Annotated in this window: 18 protein-coding genes, 2 tRNA genes and 1 pseudogene; 16 read left to right on the top strand and 5 right to left on the bottom strand. The window is 68.5% G+C overall.

Annotated elements, in window-relative coordinates:
• Positions 1 to 89: 89 nt before the first annotated feature.
• The 4 genes from PQI07_RS22845 to PQI07_RS22830 all read left to right on the top strand — a co-directional run bounded on the left by PQI07_RS22845 (position 90) and on the right by PQI07_RS22830 (position 5,231).
• The gene (locus PQI07_RS22845; RefSeq protein ID WP_043346924.1) at positions 90 to 1,499 is read left to right on the top strand and encodes a M16 family metallopeptidase; all 1,410 of its coding nucleotides are present in this window, start codon (positions 90 to 92) and stop codon (positions 1,497 to 1,499) included.
• A 106-nt stretch (positions 1,500 to 1,605) separates the two neighbouring features.
• Positions 1,606 to 2,901, top strand: coding sequence for a M16 family metallopeptidase (locus tag PQI07_RS22840; RefSeq protein ID WP_274927488.1), 1,296 nt, complete (start codon positions 1,606 to 1,608; stop codon positions 2,899 to 2,901).
• Between the two features lie 291 nt (positions 2,902 to 3,192).
• Complete coding sequence (locus PQI07_RS22835) at positions 3,193 to 4,143, top strand: ring-cleaving dioxygenase (RefSeq protein ID WP_274927487.1); 951 nt, start codon at positions 3,193 to 3,195, stop codon at positions 4,141 to 4,143.
• Positions 4,144 to 4,457: 314 nt separating this feature from the next.
• Positions 4,458 to 5,231 (top strand): ferredoxin--NADP reductase, encoded by a 774-nt coding sequence (locus PQI07_RS22830; protein ID WP_274927486.1) that lies wholly within the window; start codon positions 4,458 to 4,460, stop codon positions 5,229 to 5,231.
• 25 nt (positions 5,232 to 5,256) lie between these two features.
• Here the strand turns inward: PQI07_RS22830 and PQI07_RS22825 are convergent, their stop codons facing one another.
• Positions 5,257 to 5,550 (bottom strand): helix-turn-helix domain-containing protein, encoded by a 294-nt coding sequence (locus PQI07_RS22825; protein ID WP_043346915.1) that lies wholly within the window; start codon positions 5,548 to 5,550, stop codon positions 5,257 to 5,259.
• Between the two features lie 646 nt (positions 5,551 to 6,196).
• Between PQI07_RS22825 and PQI07_RS22820 the strand changes: the two genes are divergently transcribed.
• The 3 genes from PQI07_RS22820 (at position 6,197) to PQI07_RS22810 (ending at position 8,192) form a co-directional block, all read left to right on the top strand.
• Positions 6,197 to 6,264: transfer RNA gene (locus tag PQI07_RS22820), tRNA-Ser, on the top strand.
• Positions 6,265 to 6,396, top strand: a tRNA-OTHER gene (locus tag PQI07_RS22815).
• Positions 6,397 to 6,617: 221 nt separating this feature from the next.
• A complete protein-coding gene (locus PQI07_RS22810; RefSeq protein WP_274927485.1) occupies positions 6,618 to 8,192 on the top strand; it encodes a TROVE domain-containing protein in 1,575 nt (524 codons plus the stop codon).
• Positions 8,193 to 8,226: 34 nt separating this feature from the next.
• Here PQI07_RS22810 and PQI07_RS22805 read toward each other — a convergent pair whose 3' ends face one another.
• The gene (locus tag PQI07_RS22805; RefSeq protein ID WP_210274709.1) at positions 8,227 to 11,676 is read right to left on the bottom strand and encodes a DUF3971 domain-containing protein; all 3,450 of its coding nucleotides are present in this window, start codon (positions 11,674 to 11,676) and stop codon (positions 8,227 to 8,229) included.
• A gap of 183 nt (positions 11,677 to 11,859) precedes the next feature.
• Here PQI07_RS22805 and PQI07_RS22800 point away from each other — a divergent pair.
• A pseudogene (locus tag PQI07_RS22800) lies at positions 11,860 to 11,976 on the top strand (redoxin domain-containing protein); the annotation flags it as partial.
• Positions 11,977 to 12,054: 78 nt separating this feature from the next.
• On the opposite strand, the gene PQI07_RS22795 reads toward PQI07_RS22800, so the two are convergent.
• The 3 genes from PQI07_RS22795 to PQI07_RS22785 form a co-directional block, all read right to left on the bottom strand.
• A complete protein-coding gene (locus tag PQI07_RS22795; protein WP_274927484.1) occupies positions 12,055 to 13,083 on the bottom strand; it encodes a tyrosine-type recombinase/integrase in 1,029 nt (342 codons plus the stop codon).
• Positions 13,084 to 13,088: 5 nt separating this feature from the next.
• Positions 13,089 to 13,289 carry a hypothetical protein gene (locus PQI07_RS22790; RefSeq protein WP_274927483.1) on the bottom strand — a complete coding sequence of 67 codons (201 nt, stop codon included), beginning with the start codon at positions 13,287 to 13,289 and terminating at the stop codon, positions 13,089 to 13,091.
• Positions 13,290 to 13,359: 70 nt separating this feature from the next.
• Positions 13,360 to 13,563, bottom strand: a complete 204-nt coding sequence (locus PQI07_RS22785; RefSeq protein WP_274927482.1) for a hypothetical protein — start codon at positions 13,561 to 13,563, stop codon at positions 13,360 to 13,362.
• 1,509 nt (positions 13,564 to 15,072) lie between these two features.
• Between PQI07_RS22785 and PQI07_RS22780 the strand changes: the two genes are divergently transcribed.
• From PQI07_RS22780 to PQI07_RS22745, 8 genes are all read left to right on the top strand, one after another.
• Positions 15,073 to 15,333, top strand: coding sequence for a hypothetical protein (locus PQI07_RS22780; RefSeq protein WP_274927481.1), 261 nt, complete (start codon positions 15,073 to 15,075; stop codon positions 15,331 to 15,333).
• Between the two features lie 3 nt (positions 15,334 to 15,336).
• On the top strand, positions 15,337 to 15,642 hold the full coding sequence (locus PQI07_RS22775) for a hypothetical protein (protein WP_274927480.1): 306 nt from the start codon (positions 15,337 to 15,339) through the stop codon (positions 15,640 to 15,642).
• Positions 15,643 to 15,709: 67 nt separating this feature from the next.
• On the top strand, positions 15,710 to 16,027 hold the full coding sequence (locus tag PQI07_RS22770; protein WP_274927479.1) for a hypothetical protein: 318 nt from the start codon (positions 15,710 to 15,712) through the stop codon (positions 16,025 to 16,027).
• Positions 16,028 to 16,056: 29 nt separating this feature from the next.
• A complete protein-coding gene (locus PQI07_RS22765) occupies positions 16,057 to 16,353 on the top strand; it encodes a hypothetical protein (RefSeq protein WP_274927478.1) in 297 nt (98 codons plus the stop codon).
• A gap of 30 nt (positions 16,354 to 16,383) precedes the next feature.
• Positions 16,384 to 16,614 (top strand): hypothetical protein, encoded by a 231-nt coding sequence (locus PQI07_RS22760; protein ID WP_274927477.1) that lies wholly within the window; start codon positions 16,384 to 16,386, stop codon positions 16,612 to 16,614.
• A gap of 62 nt (positions 16,615 to 16,676) precedes the next feature.
• A complete protein-coding gene (locus PQI07_RS22755) occupies positions 16,677 to 16,901 on the top strand; it encodes a hypothetical protein (RefSeq protein ID WP_274927476.1) in 225 nt (74 codons plus the stop codon).
• 10 nt (positions 16,902 to 16,911) lie between these two features.
• A complete protein-coding gene (locus tag PQI07_RS22750) occupies positions 16,912 to 17,079 on the top strand; it encodes a hypothetical protein (protein WP_274927475.1) in 168 nt (55 codons plus the stop codon).
• Between the two features lie 80 nt (positions 17,080 to 17,159).
• Entirely contained in the window at positions 17,160 to 17,291 is a 132-nt protein-coding gene (locus tag PQI07_RS22745; protein WP_274927474.1) for a hypothetical protein, read from the top strand.
• The last annotated feature ends 86 nt before the right edge of the window (positions 17,292 to 17,377 follow it).

The following is a 17,377-nucleotide window of genomic DNA, read 5'->3' as shown; positions in this document are numbered from 1 at the left end:
CTTGCCCACCGGAGACCAGGACGGCCCCGAACCACGAACGCGTCCTGTCGTGGAACGCTTCGATCCGGGGCCGGCAGAAGGAAAGCGGAATGCACCTGTTCAGGAAGGCGACGCCCCACCTCTTCCCGCTGCGTCCGGGTTCGTCCTTCGGCGGCAGCGCCGGCCGGGGCGAGGCCGCGCCGTTCGGGCGTTCCGAGGCGGGCGGACCGGAAGTGACGGCCTTCACCCTCGACAACGGCCTCGACGTGGTGGTCGTCCCCGACCACCGGGCCCCCGTCGCCACCCACATGATCTGGTACCGCAACGGCTCGGCCGATGATCCCCTCGGCCAGTCGGGCATCGCCCACTTCCTCGAGCACCTGATGTTCAAGGGCACCGAGAAGCACCCCGTCGGGGCCTTCTCCAAGGCGGTGTCGGGCCTGGGCGGCCAGGAGAACGCCTTCACCAGCTACGACTACACGGCCTATTTCCAGCGGGTCGCCCGGGATCATCTCGGCACCATGATGGCGTTCGAGGCGGACCGGATGAGCGGCCTCGTCCTCGACGATGCCGTCGTGGCGCCCGAGCGCGACGTGGTGCTGGAGGAGCGCCGCATGCGGGTCGAGACCGACCCCTCCGCGCAGCTCTCCGAGGCGATGGCCGCCGGCCTGTTCGTGCACCATCCCTACGGCATCCCGATCATCGGCTGGATGCACGAGATCGAGGGCCTGAACCGCGAGCATGCGCTCGCCTACTACAAGCGCTTCTACACCCCCGAGAACGCCATCCTGGTGGTCGCGGGCGACGTCACCCCGGACGAGGTGCGTCGCCTCGCCGAGGACACCTACGGCCGCGTGACGCCCCAGGGCGCCCGGCCCGAGCGCCTGCGGGCGCGGGAGCCGGAGCCGAAGGCGCTGCGCCGCGTTGCCGTGGCCGACCCGAAGGTGGAGCAGCCGACCCTGCAGCGGCTCTACCTCACGCCCTCCTGCATCACCGCCCGCGACGGCGGCTGCCACGACCTGGAACTCCTCGCCGAGGTGCTGGGCGGCGGCTCGACCTCCTACCTCTACCGCAAGCTGGTCATGGAGAGCGGCCTCGCGGTGAATGCCGGCGCCTGGTACATGGGCTCGGCGATCGACGACACCCGCTTCTCCGTCTACGCGGTGCCCGCCGAGGGCGTGCCGCTGGAGAAGCTGGAGGAGGCCGTCGACAAGGTGCTGCGCCGCGCGCCCGCCGAGGCCCTGGACGCCGAGGCGATCGAGCGGGCCAAGACCCGCCTCGTGGCCGAGACCGTGTACTCCTCCGACAGCCAGTCGTCGCTGGCGCGCATCTACGGGTCTGCGCTCGCGATCGGCGAGACCATCGAGGAGGTCCGCCGCTGGCCGACCGATATCGAGGGGGTGACGCAGGACCGCCTCAAGACCGCCGCCGAGCGCTGGCTGACGCCGGCCCGCTCGGTGACCGGCTACCTGACCAAGGCGCAGGATCCGGACGCCCCGGTCGCGATGGCCGCCGAGTAGCCCCGGGCGCGTCCCGCCCGGCCCTCGGAGGGCCGGCACGGGGCGTGTGCCGAACGGGAGCCTTGGCCCGCTCCGCCGTCGCCCGAGAAAGAGACAAGAGGTTCCCATGAGCTTGGCCGAGACTCTGGTCGAGACCGCCGCCCCCGCCGCCACGTCGCCCACGACGGCGCTGCCGGTGACGACCGCCCCCGGCATCGAGGCGTGGCACGTCGAATCGCCGGTGGTGCCGATGATCGCCCTCGCCTTCACCTTCGAGGGCGGCGCCGCGCAGGACCCGGCGGGCAAGGCCGGCTGCGCCCAGATGCTGGCGCGGCTCCTCGATGAAGGGGCGGGCGACCTCACCTCCGATCTGTTCCAGGAGCGGCTGGCCGCCCGGGCCATCGAACTGTCCTTCCATGCCGGCGCCGACGCGGTCGGCGGCTCGCTGAAGATGCTGGTCAAGCATGCCGACGAGGGCATCGCCCTCCTCGCCCTGGCGCTGGCCAAGCCCCGCTTCGATCCGGACGCGATCGAGCGGGTTCGGGCCCAGATCATCGCCGGCCTGCGCTACCAGCAGAACGATCCGGGCGTCCTGGCCTCGCGGCGCTTCTTCAAGGAGGCCTTCGCCGGCCACCCCTACGCCCGACCCTCCTCCGGCACCGTGGAGAGCGTCGCGGCGATCACCCGCGAGGACCTGCTGGAGATGCATGCCCGCATCATCGGGCGCGGCCGGGTCAAGGTCGCGGCCGTCGGCGCCATCGGGGCGGAGCAGCTCGCCGAGGGTCTGAACCGCGCCTTCGGGGCGCTTCCCGAGGCCGGGGCGCTGAAGGCGGTGCCGCGGACCGAGGTCCAGGATCTCGGCCGCCGCATCGTCGTCGACCTCGACGTGCCCCAGTCGGTGATCCGGTTCGGCATGGCCGGCGTGCCCTGGCGGGACCCGGATTTCATCCCGGCCTACGTGCTGAACCACATCCTCGGGGGCGGCGCCTTCACGTCCCGCCTGTTCCAGGAGGTGCGCGAGAAGCGCGGGCTGGCCTACTCGGTGGGGACCTCCCTGGTCAGCCACCGGTCCGCCGCGATGACCTGGGGCTACACCGCCACCAAGAACGAGCGCGTCGGCGAGGTGCTGTCGGTGATCGGCGACGAGATCGGCCGGCTCATCACCGACGGGCCGGACGACGACGAATTGCAGAAGGCCAAGGACTACCTCACCGGCTCCTACGCCCTGGGCTTCGACACCTCGACCAAGATCGCCCACCAGCTGGTGCAGATCGCCTTCGAGGAGCTCGGCATGGACTACATCGCCCGCCGCAACGCCATGGTCTCGGCCGTGACCCAGGCGGATATCCGCCGGGCCGCCGCCCGCACCTTCGCGGACGGCAAGATGCTGGTGGTCGCCGCCGGCCGTCCGGTCGGGCTCTGAGCTTTCGGAGCGGACCATCGCGGCGGTCGACCGCGAGGCCGTCCGCTCCAACCCTTCATCCTGGAGGCTGAACGATCGTCGATCGTTCAGCCTCCAGGTGCTGTCCAGGGCCCGCACGGCTGGCTGGAAGACCTGTCCCAGCCCCCGCGCACGGCGTCGGCATCTCCGGACCGGATTGCGCCCGGACGAGGCGCCTTCCGACGCGATGTCGATCGGCCCGGAAGCCTCGGTGCTCGCAGTGCCGGCGGGGATCCCTACCTGAGACGCATCGGCGTCAACCCCCGGATCGACATGCACCTCACCGGCCTCCATCACCTCACGGCGGTGACCGCCCGCGCGGCCGAGAACGTCGCCTTCTACACCGGGACGCTGGGCCTGCGCCTCGTCAAGAAGACGGTGAATCAGGATGACGTCTCGGCCTACCACCTGTTCTACGCGGACGGGCTGGCGAGCCCCGGCACGGACATCACCTTCTTCGACTGGCCGGCGCCCCCGGAGCGGCGGGGCTCCAACAGCATCACCCGCACGCATCTGCGTGTGCCCGGCGAGGGCGCAGTGGCCTGGTGGCACGCCCGGCTGCGCGAGGGCGGGATCGTCGAGGCCGAGCCCGCCCTGCGCGACGGGCGCCTCACCCTCGACTTCGAGGATCCGGAGGGTCAGCGCCTCGCCCTGGTCGATGACGGCGGGACCGGGCCGGAGCATCCCTGGGACGGCTCGCCGGTGCCGGCGGCCTACCAGATCCGCGGCCTCGGCCCGATCCGGCTCTCGGTGCCGGACCCGGCCCGCACCGCCGCGGTGCTGACCGAGGTGCTCGGCATGCGTCGGGACCGCGTCTTCGAGACGGGCGACGGGCCGGTGGCGGTCTACGCCATGGGGCCCGGCGGCCCGGCCGCGGAGGTCCAGCTCCTGGCCGATCGGTCCGCGCCGGCCCGCCAGGGCGCGGGCGCGGTTCACCACGTCGCCTTCCGCATCCCGGATGCGGATTACGGCGGCTGGGCCGACCGGCTCAAGGCCGCCCGGGTTCCGACCAGCGGGCCGGTGGACCGCTACTACTTCCGCAGCCTCTACTTCCGCGAGCCCAACGGCATCCTGTTCGAGATCGCCACGGACGGGCCCGGCTTCACCGCGGACGAGCCGCTGGAGACCCTGGGCGACCGCCTCGCCCTGCCGCCCTTCCTTGAGCCGCGCCGGGCCGAGATCGAGGCGGGATTGAAGCCGCTCCACCCCGGAACCGCCGGCTGATCGCGCCGCGCGAGGCCCGGCGGGCGGCAACCCTCCCATGTCCGGAGCGGTGCTGCAGACCTTCCGCGAAGACGCTAAATATTCGAACGATTCCAGGCCGTTCACTTCTTTCGCGAGTGTGATCCCGGCGCGCCTTGACGGGCGTGCTGCAACTGCGAAAGAAGCAGCGCGCGTGTGTCATCCGGATCCGGGCGGGCTCTCTCGTCGAGGATCCACCCCCGCCCGAGCGGGGCGGCGGGGATCCGCCGAACCACGGCCCCCGAATCGTCGGGACCGTGCGCCGAGCATCAGAGGATTCGAGGGCTGATCCGTCGATGAGCAAGTTCTACGAGGAGCGCGTCCTGTCGGTCCACCACTGGACCGACAATCTGTTCTCGTTCCGCACGACCCGCGACCCGGCGTTCCGGTTCCGCAACGGCGAGTTCACCATGATCGGCCTGGAGGTCGAGGGCCGGCCGCTGCTGCGCGCCTATTCCGTGGTCTCGGCCAATTACGAGGAGGAACTGGAGTTCTTCTCGATCAAGGTCCAGGACGGCCCGCTGACCTCGAAGCTCCAGCACCTCAAGGTCGGCGACCCGATCATCGTCGGCAAGAAGCCCACCGGCACCCTCGTGCTCGACAACCTCCTGCCGGGCAAGAACCTCTATCTGCTCGGCACCGGCACGGGGCTCGCGCCGTTCCTGTCGATCATCAAGGATCCGGAGGCTTACGAGCGCTTCGAGAAGGTCGTGCTGGTCCATGGCTGCCGGCAGGTGCAGGAACTCGCCTACGGCGAGACCATCACCGAGACGCTGCCCAAGCATGAATTCCTGGGGGAGATGATCTCGAACCAGCTGATCTACTACCCGACCGTGACCCGCGAGCCGTTCCGCAACCGCGGCCGGATCACCGACCTCATGGTCTCGGGCAAGCTGTTCGAGGATATCAGCCTGCCGGACATGTCGATCGAGAACGACCGGTTCATGCTGTGCGGCAGCCCCGACATGATCCGCGACACGCGCGAGCTGCTCTCGGGCCGCGGCTACGAGGAGGGCAACCACGGCGAGGCCGGTCACTACGTGATCGAGAAGGCCTTCGTGGAGAAGTAGCCCGCCGCGCAGGTCGGTTTCGGGTTCAGCCCGGTGCGGTCCGCCGCGCCGGGCTTTTCTGTGCCGGCCCGTCCCCGGATCCGGTCGCGGGGGCGGGGCGCAGGATCGCCCCGTATCCCTCCTGATCGTCGCCGACGAAGCGGATGCCCGCCCCTTCGAGGACCGTGCGGATCGCCGCGAGGGTCCGGTTGCGGGGCTGGACCTGTTCGCTCTCGATCATGTTCAGGGTGACGACGGAGACCGCGGCGCGGCTCGCGAGAACCCCTTGCGTCCATTTGAGAAGTCCGCGGCCGGCGCGGATCTGGGCGGCAGTGATCATGGCTCCGGCATCGCCCGAACTGAAAGAATTTTCAAGTTTCCGGTTGACGCAGGTCGAGCGCGGCCGTATCCACCCCGCCATCGGCCTGCCGGGCCGGTGATCCGAGGTTATCGCACCCTTGGGACGTCCGCGGCCGGCGAGCCGCGGGGGTGAAACGCCCAGTCCGCCTCGATCGGACATGACCGGCAGACCTCTGATATTCATCGGCGCGGGCCGGAGACGCTCGGTTATCCCTGTCACGGATCCCCCCGAGCCTCATCGACACGCCCGCGTCACCCGCAGCCCCGTTCGGACGGAGCCTGGCATGAAACAGCACGACGGAATCGGCGTCGCGGCGTTCGCCCGTCCCGGGCTGATGCGACCGTTACGGTCGTATCGCGGGGCTCTCGGCCCGAGAGGCTGAGCGCGTCCGGGCGGAGCCCGGCGCCGCCGACGCGGTTCCCACGCGCGTCTCGAGGACCCTGCGGGCCGGCAGGGGACGGTTATCATCGGTAGAGCGCCGCGGGCTTGTCCCGCGGAGGTTGCGGGTTCGATCCCCGCCGGGGGCCGCGAGGTCGCCGGAGCTCATGCCCGTCCCCGACACCACGACCGCAGGGCCCCGCGAGACGACCGTGGAGCCGACCGTGCGCGGATCCCGACCGACGATGCGGGCCGGAGAGGAACGGTTATCCTGACGCAGGAGGAGGTCGCGGGTTCGAATCCCGCCGGGCCGCGAGGCCCGTAGCTCAGCCCGGATAGAGCGCCCAGACACCGTTCCTCACGCCACGACCGCATCGCCCGGACGCGGGCCGGAAGACGAAGGTTCTCGGGATCCGAGGGGTGCGGGTGCAAGTCCCGCCGGGCCGTCAGGCCCGTCGCTCAAGCAGAGCATCGGACAAGCCCTTCGTCGCCGCCACGCCCGCAGCCGGACGGAAACCCGCCCCCGACGACACGAGAGACCGGCCGCCCGGCAGCGGCGGAGGACGACGCGCTGCGGCCGCGTCCCCCGCCCGTCCGCGCGCGCCGAAACGCGCCACCGGCCGGCGATCGGCCGCGATGGAGAGAGGAGAGACAGAGAGGAGCCCGCCATGACGAAGCTTGCACAGATGTTCCGGCTCCGAGCCACCCCGCAGGCGGAGCCGATCCCCGGCACGGTGCCGAACGCAGCCGGGGGCCACGCCTTCGCGGTCGGCGACTGGGCGCGGTTCGACCGCTTCCTGGTGCTCGGCTCCGAGGGCGGCTCGTACTACGCGAGCCCGCGCGCCCTGACCGCCGAGAACGCGGCTTCCGTGCAGCGGTGCATCGCGCAGGACGGCGCCCGCGCGGTCGCCGCCATCGTGGCGGTGAGCGAGGGCGGCCGGGCTCCGAAGCAGGATCCGGCGATCTTCGCCCTGGCGCTGGCGGCCGCTTCGGCGGATCTGGCGACCCGGCGCGCGGCGCTCGCGGCCCTGCCCCGGGTCTGCCGCACCGGCACGCACCTGTTCCAGTTCGCCGCGTCCGTCGAGGCGATGCGCGGCTGGGGCCGGGGCCTGCGCCGGGCCGTCGGCGGCTGGTACTGCGCCAAGCCCGTGGAGGCCCTGGCCTTCCAGGCGGTGAAGTACCGGGCCCGTCAGGGCTGGTCGCACCGCGACCTGCTGCGGCTGGCCCATCCGGAGACGGAGGAGCCCGCCCGGAAGGCGCTGTTCGACTGGATCTGCCGCGGCACCGTGACCGAGGCCGCCCCCGGGATCGTCCACGCCTTCGCGCAGGTGCAGGTGGAGGGCATCGACGGGGCGGTGGCCGCCGCCCTGGTGCGCTCGCACGGCCTGCCCTGGGAGGCGCTGCCGACCGGGCTGATGGGCAGCCGCGCGGTGAACGAGGCCCTGATCGAGCGGATGCCGGTCGGAGCCCTCGTGCGCCAGCTCGGCCGCCTCACGGCCGCGGGGGTGCTCGCGCCCTTCTCGGAGGGCACCGAGCATGTCCGGTCGGTCCTGTCGGACCGGGAGCGCATCCTCCGGGCGCGCCTCCACCCGATGGCGCTGCTGCTCGCCCTCAAGACCTACGCCTCCGGGCGCGGTCAGCGGGGCACGCTCGCCTGGGAGCCGGTGGCCGCGATCGTCGAGGCGCTGAACGCCGCGTTCTACACGGCGTTCAGCGCGGTGGAGCCCACGGGCCGGCGCCTCGTGCTGGCGCTGGACGTCTCGGGTTCGATGGGCGCCAGCACGGTCGCGGGCTCGACGCTCACGGCCCGGGAGGCGGCCGCCGCGATGGTGCTCGTCACCGCGGCGACGGAGGAGCACTGGCAGGTGCTCGGCTTCACCGACGGTCTGACGCCCCTGGCGATCGGCCCGTCGATGCGGCTCGATCAGGCGGTGCGGGCGACCGCCGACCTGCCGTTCGGCGCCACCGACTGCGCCCTGCCGATGCGCTGGGCGCTGGAGCGGGGCGTGAAGGCCGACGCGTTCGTGGTCTACACGGACTCGGAGACCTGGGCGGGGTCGGTCCACCCGGTCCAGGCCCTGCGGGCGTACCGGGAGAAGACCGGGATCCCGGCGAAGCTGGTGGTCGTGGGGCTGGTCTCCAACGGCTTCAGCATCGCCGACCCGGCGGATCCCGGCATGCTCGACGTGGTCGGCTTCGACGCGGCGGCGCCGGCCGTGATCGCGGATTTCATCCGCGCGTGAGACTGGGGCGGGCGGCTCTTCCGGGCTGCCCGCCCTATTGCTGCGGGACCCCCTGCATCCCGTCCGCGAAGGGGCCGCCGCCGGCGCTGAACAGCTTGCGCAGGAAGCCCGGGGCGATCGCCGAGAGCGGGTTCACGCTCACGTCCGGCGAGGCGAGCTTGCCGGAGACGCGGAAATTGACCGCGAACAGGCCCTCGTTGTGCCCGCCCCCGAGAAGCGGCCCGAGCAGGGGCAGCTGCGAGGCCACGTTGTTCAGGCCGTAGAGCGGCACGAAGGTGCCGGTCATGTCGGTGCGCTCGCGGCCGGTATCGAGCCAGCCCGACAGGGTGAAGCCCATGGCGGCGTTCGAGATCGCCGCGTCGCTGAAATCGACGCGGGTGCCGGTGCGCACGAAGTTTGCGCGCATGCGATCGAAGCTGACGTCGCCCGCCCCCCGGCCCGGGGCGACCCGGCGGCCGCGAGCCGTCTCCGTGTCGGTCGGCTCCGGGCCCTGCGCCATGATGCTCGACAGCGCCGGCTCGTTGCGCAGGATGAAGTCGCGGATCTGCACGACGCCGGATTGCGGACCGTCGTTGAGGCCGATCCCGGCATTGAGCCGGCCGCCATACATGCGCCGGTACACGTCGACGAACCGCAGCGTCGCGCCGGCATCGGCCGAGTCCACCGCGAGCGTCGGCACGCCGCGCTCGCCGCGGGTGACCGTGGCGGCGAAGGGCGCGGCGCGGAACCGCCCGGTGATGGTGGCGGCGCGCAGGGTCTTCCCGTGCAGGGCGAGCTTCAGGTTGGCGCCGGTCAGGGCCTCCTCGTTGAAGCCGGTGACGATGGGCACCTGGATGTCGGCATCGACATCCTTCGGGTTCGCGTCCTTCGCATCCCGGCCGCCCTTGGGATCGGGGGCGCCCAGGGATTTCAGGAACGGCCTTGCATCGACCACCGCGCCCCGGACCACGACCTTGTAGCCGCCGCCGGTCCGGTCGAGGCTCACGCGCAGGTCGTCGCCGGGGGAGAGCTTGACGTTGGTGAGATCCGCCCGCTCCAGGCCGCCTTCGGGCGTGATCGAGACGGTGCCGCGCGCGCTCGCGGGGGCCGCGTCGAGGGCGAAGTCGCGCAGGTCGAAGCTCTGGCCGCTGTCGACGAGGGTGAAGCTGAGCCGCCCCGGCTTGCCCGCGGGCTTCGTGAGCCCCGGGATCAGCCCGTCGATCCCGGCCTTGGCCAGATCCGCCTCGACCCGGATCGGTGGCTTGCCGGATCCCGGCCGGCCGATCGGCACCACCGCGCGGACCGGGATCGTGCCGGTGAGCTGCGGCGCGGTCGGCAGGCCCTTGCGGCCGCGGACCGCCTCGTCGAGCGAGACGTTGACCACCGCCTCGCCGGGCTGCCCGACCTTCGGCTGGCGCAGGTCGACCGACATGGGGGCGCCCGCGACCCGGCCGTCGCCCTTCAGCGTGAAGGCGCCCCGGTCGTAGGCGAGGTTGAACTTGCCGGACTCGAGCCTGTCCCGGCCCATCACCTTGTCGACCGAGAGGTCGGCGAGCGTGCCGATCAGCGTCACCGGCAGGTCCGGCAGATCGGGGATGTGCTTGAGATCGAGGGGGAAGTCGACGCGCAGGTCGGCGCTGCCCTTGATCGTGGCGGGGTCGAGGTCGACGCTCATCACGCTCTTGAACAGCTTGGCCTGGAGCACGGAGGCCATGCCGTCGGCTCCGCCGGAGAGCCGCATCCCGATCTGCGCCACGACCCGGTCCGGCGTGATCTGCGGGATGACGAAGCTGCCGTCCGTGATGGCGAGCCCGCGCCCGTCCGGCCCGTGGACCTCGGCGGTCACGTTGCGCACCGTGGTCGAGCGTCCGGTGATGACGCCGGTGACGTTGCCCTTGGTCACAGGCGGAGCGTCGGCGGTGACGTCGATGGCCGCGTCCGAGACGTGGAAGTCGATATGGACCGCGTCGTCCGGGGCCGGGTCGCCCCGGGTCGCGGCGGCCAGGACCGAGCCCGACATCTTCACCTTGATGTCGACGGAATCGACCCGGCCCCGGCGGAGCTGGTCCACCAGGTAGGTGCGGGCCGGCGGCGCGATGTGCTCCGGCCAGAGCCGCAGCCCAGTGCGGACCTCGCCGTCGTGCCCGGCGAGGTGGAGCGTCAGGCCGCCGTCGTCGGCGGTGGTGCCGATCGTGCCGGTGATCGAGCCCTTCACGCCGGGGCCCGACAGGGTGAGCGCGTCGATGGCGATCCCGCCGTCGCGGCCGGAGAGCTGCGCGTCCAGGGCGTCGATCTTCACCGGCGCGTCCTGCGGGGTCGCCCCGCGTAAGGTCGCGTCGCGGCTCGCGAGGGTCGCGGTCCAGGCCGTGCTCGCGTCGGCAGGGTTGCCCTTCCACGTCCCCGTGAGGTGCACGGCGTTGCCGGCCCCGCGATAATCCAGGCCGGTGAGCGACATGACCCGATTGGCCTCGTCCCAGTCCAGGGACGCGTCGAGGCTCTCGACGGTGACGGGGTTGAAGTCCTTCTCCTCGATCAGGAACGTGCCGTCGCCGGTATGGAGCTTGGCGTTCATGGTCCGGATGCGGCCGGCCGTCAGGCTCACGTCGGCGCGAGCCGAGACCTTCAGGTCCGTGGTCAGAGGCATGCCGGACTGGCCCGAGAGCAGCAGGAGATCCGTGACCGGCAGGTCGTCGAGGGTGATGACGCCCGAGCGTTCCTGCCCGTCCGCGCCGTCGCGCAGCGTGCCGCCGAAGCGCCACTCGCCGTGCGGCCCGTCGAGCCGCAATTCGAAGTTCCGGGTCCCGTTGACCGGATCGCGCCCGAACAGGCCGTTGACCCGCGCGAAGACCGCGCGCTCGTGGCCGTCCTCGTCGATCAGCCGCAGGCGCGCGTCGGTGACGCGGGCGCGGTCGAGGGCGCCGACCACGCCGCCCGAATCGAGGACGACACCGAAGATCGACGCGATCGCGGCCGAGAGCGGCGAGACGGTGCCGCGCACCCCGTCCACGCTCGGCGGCGTGTGCGGCGCGATATCGACCGGGTGGTTGGCCTCCGAGGCCGCGAAGGCGATGGAGCCGTCCCGGTGCAGCAGCGCGGTGGTCTGCGTCTCGCGGAACTCGATCGAGCGCGGCTGCACGTTGAGCCGCAGGAGTCCCCAGAGGTCGAGGCTGACGAGCGCCAGGGGCGCACGGACCACGAGGTCGCCCTGCGGGTTGCGGATGTCGAGGCCGGAGAAGCGCAGGCTCAGGGCGTTCTCGCGGTCGAGCTCCAGGCTGCTGCCGCGCAGCCCGATGCTCCAGCCGGGCCCGATCCGCTCGGCCACGGCGGCGGCGACGCGGCGCGACAGGCCGTCGATCTGCAGCGGCCCGTTCGACAGGCGCAGGGCCACGAGGCCGACACCGGCGCCGAGGAGCAGCACCAGCGCGAGGGCGCTCACGAGGCAGAAGCCACCCACGCGCCGCGCCCGCCCCCGAGGCCTGCCTGCCGACGTTGTCTCGTCCGCCATCGGGACCCTTGTTCCGGGGGCTCTGCGCGCGGCACCCTCGGGCACCGCGGCCGGTGGATCGAAGCACGCCCGCGCTTTACAGCGGCGGCGACTCCGGGCTTGGCTCGGACGTGCGCGGCGCAATCGCTTGAGGCCGCGCACGAGATCGGTTGCACATCATCAATCGGCCGAAAGGAAGGCACGATGCCGCTGTCAGAGGGGGATCTCGCCCCCGATTTCGACCTTCCCGCCTCGGGCGGAGGGCGCGTCGGATTGTCCGCGCTCAAAGGTCACAAAGTCGTGCTCTACTTCTACCCGGAGTATAGCATCAAAAATAAGGTATTGAAATCATTACGTAATATGGGCTCAGTCCCGCACCCGGCGATCCGGTGCGGGAGTTCACGCGCTGTTGCGACGGGCCTCGCGGGCCATCTTCGCGCGGTTGGCCGTGCGGGTGTAGACCGCACTTTCTCGTGATCCATCCGCCCAACCGAATAGAGCGTTGAGCTGAGATTCGGTAGCCCCCTCCTCCGCGGCCCTGGCGGCACCGGCCTTGCGCAACCCATGGGCCCGACCCGGCACGCCGGCAGCCTTGCACGCCTTCCCGAACCAGAACGCGAAGCTCTGTTTGTCGTAGGGCGTACCATCCAATTTCGTGATGAACGTCAGGTCGCCCACGGGCCCCCTGGCCAGGGTGTGCGCCAGGATCGGCAAGATCGGCGCCGTGACCGTCATCCCGGTCTTCTCTGTGCGGATCGAGAAGTCCTGACCGTTGCCATGCGTGATGAGGTGCTGGCGGCCGAGCTGCACGGCGTCGCCCCGGCGCAGGCCCGTATAGAGCAACACGTCGAACGCCACGCGCTCACGGGTGCCCAGCGGGTGCTTGGCCTGGAACTGGGCGACCTCTGCCTCGGTCCAGGTGTGGAACCCGGTCTGGGCGTTTTTGCCGGTGAGCGGTTTGATCCCGTCTGTCGGATCGATGGGCGCATGCCCATGCGCGACGCCCCATTTGAACAGGGCACGTAGCGCGTTGACGAACTCGTTGGCCGCATAGGGTCGGTCGGCGCGCTTTTCCCGAGAGGCCATGATGCTCTTGCGGGTGAACGCCTTCAATGGCTGGCCCCCGACAGCCTGTTCGACCTGTCGATATACCGAGTGTCGGTTGCGCCGGGTCGCCGCCTTGAGCAGCCGCCATTCGCCGCTGTTGACGTATTTGTCGATCAGCCACGCCATGGTGTTCGGCGCGGGACCGGCAGGCTGGGGTTTCGGCGCACCCTCTACGGCATGCCGATAGGCTGCCCAGAACGCGTCGGTGTTGTACTCCTCGCGGATGCGTATCCGGGGCTCATGGCCGACGCGGACGTACCAGACGAGCTTCCCATGCCGCGTGCGCTCGGATCGTAGGTGCAGCGGCTTCTTGCGGGGCATGGTGCTTAGAAGATGAGGACTTTCTCGGGCTCGTCCTCGGTGTCTCCAACCGGCATGTCAATACGATGGCTCGGGGGCGGGCCCGGCTCGATCACCACGCCCTCACGCGTGTAGACGACACGCGGGTGTGTGAACCCGGCCGCCACCAGCGCGCGGATGGCACGGGCGATCTCGGCTTGCGTCGCTGTGGCGGGGCGGGTGCTCATGTTGTTCCGCGGAACAATTCGGAGGATGGAACGGTCATACGGGGATGATCGTTCCTGGGGGCTCGCATGGTCAGTCGGCGAGCTGTACGCCTGCGGAGATCGGTTGTTCCGCGGTACATGCGAGCGCACGGGCAGATGCCTTCAACCCGGCAATCTCAACCTTCCGCCAGATCTCCTTGGCACCAGCCTTGAGATCCGCCCAGGTGTGCTCCGACCCAATACAGTCGCAATACATCTCGTAGGATGCGCGACCGACTTCGTAAGCTTGTTCCATGTCTATAAGCGTCCCAGTGGCGGCGGGTTTAATACATATGAAGGTGACATTAGAATGCGTCAAGGTCGCGGGTTGCAATTTGGATTTTTGATGCAACCGACTGGTTGAACGCCTACGCGGTTTGACGTGGGCTGGGCATCATTTGATGGGTTGGGGATTGTCACGTTTAAACTAGGTTGGCGGTTTGCGACTTGAAGTTTGGCGCTTGGTTTTTGGTCCTGCGTATTTTTCAGGGACCCACAAAAGCAGACCCCCCTCCCCCTCCCCCGTTGGGCCGCCTACCACCCCCCTCCCCCTGCCCTATCAATTCGCTGCCCCCGGCCGCCAAGGATGTAGGGCGGCCTCAACAACCTCCCGAACCGCTAACCCCCGGATGACACAATAGGGGTTCGTCTCAGACGTGACCGGCGAAAGGCCGGGCGATCTGGACGGCGTGCCCGCACCCCCTAGGCATCAACCCGATCAACTCAGCGCGAGCTGGGCCGGGACTTGGCAGGGTAGTGGCGAAGCGCAACTGCAAGGTTTGAGGGTGCGATCCTCTTACACACAGTTGCCGCGCTTTAAGGACGGATGTGGGTAGCAAGTAGCTGCCAAACCGCTACGAACCACGATTGAGGTGGCGACGCGGTTTGGTGCGCAAAAACTACACTCTACCCGATCCAAGACATAAACTTAAATTTATATCTCTAAATGGGTATCGCAATAGAGCATGGGCCAACCGCAAGGTTCATACATGTTCGAGGTGTTTCCGCCCACGTCCGAGGGCCGCTGTTCGGGACGTTAAAAACAGAGCGGGCTCCGCGCCGGCGGATCTGATAAGCCCGAATGGGCAATCGAGTGTGAGGGCCTCACTCCCCTCCCGGCTATGCCAAACTTATGTGCTCAAAAACTGGGGTGAGTTTTGAGGGGGTTAAGTTGCCCCAACAAGCTCACCCCAGTTTTGCGAGGTTGCCCCTGTGTTTCCAGGATTTAGTTTTTGGGGGCAAGTATGCCCTGCGTTCCTGGGAAATTGTTTTTGGGGCAAACTATGACGGGCATGGACGGCAAACTTACTGCCGTTTTCAATTAACTCCAGAAAGGCGGTTCGGCCGCGCCAAATGTTGTGACAAAAATAGAACACTGGGGCTGGTAGACGGCAAGTTTTTGCTGTTCTCCCAAGGGGTTAGCCCTTAGTTACTAACTTAATATGATATATATATAATATAATAATTGATAATAGAAACTGTCTGTAGCGACGAAGAAAACCCGGAGCGCCGATCTTGCGCCATCGGACCGCCGCGGGCCCACCGCCTAATTGTCTGGGTGCGTCCTATCTGGATTGACCCGATCAATTATTCGATTAGCCAAACCGAGTCCCTAGTTTGCTCCAAAAATTAAATCCTGGAAACGCACCATCAATTCGCACCGGCAACCGCGCCCTATCAATTCACTAAAAACGGCGACCAAGTGTGTCGGCCCAACTACCTTGAGATCCAGGGTAGTTCGCCCGGCCCAAGAAGGTGCCGAACTATGCCAGCCAATCACCAAGAATTTAGAGCGACGTTTTCCGCTCCAGAGTTTCCCGAACCGATCCGCGCAACTTCCTATGCCCGGCCGCAAGTTCTGGAAGCCCTGGCCACCAAACTGTCCGGCAACGCCGGGTTCGAGTTCCACCGGCTGATGTTCTCGATCCGCCGGAAGAAGCTGAGCCGATACCACCCGGACACGATCACTGAGACCTCCGCAGATGGCCGGTACACGCTGACCATCGAGCATTTCCCACAGGATTGACCCATGTGCACCATGATCCGCCGCATCTTCGGCCGCACCGCCACGCGACCGACCCACTACGCCGCGCCGACCGTCATCCAGAACGACGAGTTCGCCGCGCACCTCAACCGCAGCATCGGCAAGCTGATGTCCGCCTGTAAGCGTGCCGACGCCACCACCCTCCCCCGGATCAAACGCGCCCTGGCGCACCTCAACGCGGCCCGCACGCTCTACAGCCTGGGCTACGGCTCCGACGCTAGGACCATCGTGGCGCGCTGCTTCATGGAAGTGCGGCAGTATTCGGTTGCCGGCGTGCCGGGGCTGGCCTAGTATTACGTAAGAGACGGTCTAGGGATGTATTCCTAGACTTGTTCCATGGAACAACTGAGGACAAGCGATGACCATGCTCTACAGCCTGCACCTGTCCAAGCCGGTGCGTGGGTTCGGCAAGCCCAGCGTGCGCACCTATCCGGCGCCGGCCATAACCGGGCACCTGGACCCTGACGGCGAGATCGTGGTCCCGCACTACGATGAGGTACGCCGGGCCTTGCCTGCACAGTACCGCATGGCGTTCGACCGCTCCGGCGCGGCGTTCTGGTACGATAAGGACGACAACACCAAACCGTGCAGCCTGACGCTGCGCGACTGCCGTGGCCGCTACCTCAACACGCTGTACGCCCTGCCCTACGTGTACGCCCCCGCCGTCGCCGCTTGAGTTGTTCCGAGGAACATAGGAGACACATCATGAGCAATCCTTACAATGTCGAGCTGACCGACACGATGGGCGGTGAGCCCAACTACTCATGGGTGCGGCGCGAGCGTGTGACCGTGCCGGAGCTGACACACTACGGCTACAGCGGATCGACGGACGGCAGCTACGCCAAGGCCAACCGCGTCGCCAATCGAGAGCTGATGCGCCGTGCCAAGGCCGCGGTTGGCTACACTGGCGTGAAGGGCCGTACCTTCCACCAAGGGCACTACATTGAATTTCGCCCGTACCGCATGTGCGTGGTCATGTTCGTGACCTTCGCTGACGAGTAAGTTGTTCCACGGAACATAGGGGTTCATACCATGGCACACTTCATCGGCACGGTTCAGGGCGCCCGCGGCGAGGCCAGCCGCCTGGGCGGGCAGCGCTCCGGCATGCGGGGCTACGTCGCCTCATGGAAGGGCGGGTGCCGGTCTTTCGCCTACGTCAACAACGACGGCATCGATTGCGTGCGCGTCGAGCTGGTGCCTCATCGTGGGCGCGGCGTTCACCGCACGATCTATGATGGCCCCATCGGTGAACTGGGCGCCTGACCTCCAGCACTGCCACCTGGGTGCGATCCGGGTGGCCCTCTGGATGCCAGGAGAAACGAACGATGGCGTTAGTCGGTAAAGGTCCTGTGAAGAACAGTGACTACTTCGATGCACACGGGAATGTATTGTTCACGATGGATCGAAACCCGGATGCCCCGCGTGCTGTTCTGTCCAGCGAAGTCGCAGAAGCAACAGGAATGCCGGCAGCCATCCCGATCTATTCGCCGCGAGCCATCCGCCAGTTGCGGGAACTGCTCACCACCATGATGGCCGATACCGGACACTAGGAGCTGACCCATGCGCCCCACCAAACCGCGTCCCGTCTGCATCTACCGCCGCGCCGGGCGCAACCGCCCGCTGGCCTTCCTCTGCACCATGCAGGCCGATAGCCTGCACCACGCCATCGTGACGTTCGCCGCGCTCTCCTGCTACGACGTGCGGGAGCTGCGGGCGTGCTTCGCGTGAAACCGAAAGGGGTACTCGACATGCCGACGCAACTCCCTATAGTTGTTCCGCAGAACACTAACGTTCGACGGAGGCCCGCCATGCCGAAGTTCCCCGAGATGCCGGAGCACGAGGACACCCCCGACGCGCACGGTGCCGTGTTCGGGATCATGGTCGGCATGGGGCTGATCGCCCTGGCCTACGCCGGGATCGCGGAATACTTCTGGCCCTGAGTGTTCCGCGGAACAACTACCGGAACAACAGGCAACGCGGAGCAATCCGCTATCATCGGCCGCGTTGTTCCGCCCTGCTCACGAGG

The organism is Methylobacterium sp. 092160098-2 (assembly GCF_028920805.1).
GTDB lineage: Bacteria > Pseudomonadota > Alphaproteobacteria > Rhizobiales > Beijerinckiaceae > Methylobacterium > Methylobacterium fujisawaense.
This window is presented reverse-complemented; position numbering and strand designations above follow the sequence as displayed.

What these genes read in the sequence shown, in the direction of transcription:
- PQI07_RS22845 (WP_043346924.1), top strand. Translation starts at nt 90, where the DNA reads ATGCACCTGTTCAGGAAGGCGACGCCCCACCTCTTCCCGCTGCGTCCG.
- PQI07_RS22840 (WP_274927488.1), top strand. Translation starts at nt 1,606, where the DNA reads ATGAGCTTGGCCGAGACTCTGGTCGAGACCGCCGCCCCCGCCGCCACG.
- PQI07_RS22835 (WP_274927487.1), top strand. Translation starts at nt 3,193, where the DNA reads ATGCACCTCACCGGCCTCCATCACCTCACGGCGGTGACCGCCCGCGCG.
- PQI07_RS22830 (WP_274927486.1), top strand. Translation starts at nt 4,458, where the DNA reads ATGAGCAAGTTCTACGAGGAGCGCGTCCTGTCGGTCCACCACTGGACC.
- PQI07_RS22825 (WP_043346915.1), bottom strand. Translation starts at nt 5,550, where the DNA reads ATGATCACTGCCGCCCAGATCCGCGCCGGCCGCGGACTTCTCAAATGG.
- PQI07_RS22810 (WP_274927485.1), top strand. Translation starts at nt 6,618, where the DNA reads ATGACGAAGCTTGCACAGATGTTCCGGCTCCGAGCCACCCCGCAGGCG.
- PQI07_RS22805 (WP_210274709.1), bottom strand. Translation starts at nt 11,676, where the DNA reads ATGGCGGACGAGACAACGTCGGCAGGCAGGCCTCGGGGGCGGGCGCGG.
- PQI07_RS22795 (WP_274927484.1), bottom strand. Translation starts at nt 13,083, where the DNA reads ATGCCCCGCAAGAAGCCGCTGCACCTACGATCCGAGCGCACGCGGCAT.
- PQI07_RS22790 (WP_274927483.1), bottom strand. Translation starts at nt 13,289, where the DNA reads ATGAGCACCCGCCCCGCCACAGCGACGCAAGCCGAGATCGCCCGTGCC.
- PQI07_RS22785 (WP_274927482.1), bottom strand. Translation starts at nt 13,563, where the DNA reads ATGGAACAAGCTTACGAAGTCGGTCGCGCATCCTACGAGATGTATTGC.
- PQI07_RS22780 (WP_274927481.1), top strand. Translation starts at nt 15,073, where the DNA reads ATGCCAGCCAATCACCAAGAATTTAGAGCGACGTTTTCCGCTCCAGAG.
- PQI07_RS22775 (WP_274927480.1), top strand. Translation starts at nt 15,337, where the DNA reads ATGTGCACCATGATCCGCCGCATCTTCGGCCGCACCGCCACGCGACCG.
- PQI07_RS22770 (WP_274927479.1), top strand. Translation starts at nt 15,710, where the DNA reads ATGACCATGCTCTACAGCCTGCACCTGTCCAAGCCGGTGCGTGGGTTC.
- PQI07_RS22765 (WP_274927478.1), top strand. Translation starts at nt 16,057, where the DNA reads ATGAGCAATCCTTACAATGTCGAGCTGACCGACACGATGGGCGGTGAG.
- PQI07_RS22760 (WP_274927477.1), top strand. Translation starts at nt 16,384, where the DNA reads ATGGCACACTTCATCGGCACGGTTCAGGGCGCCCGCGGCGAGGCCAGC.
- PQI07_RS22755 (WP_274927476.1), top strand. Translation starts at nt 16,677, where the DNA reads ATGGCGTTAGTCGGTAAAGGTCCTGTGAAGAACAGTGACTACTTCGAT.
- PQI07_RS22750 (WP_274927475.1), top strand. Translation starts at nt 16,912, where the DNA reads ATGCGCCCCACCAAACCGCGTCCCGTCTGCATCTACCGCCGCGCCGGG.
- PQI07_RS22745 (WP_274927474.1), top strand. Translation starts at nt 17,160, where the DNA reads ATGCCGAAGTTCCCCGAGATGCCGGAGCACGAGGACACCCCCGACGCG.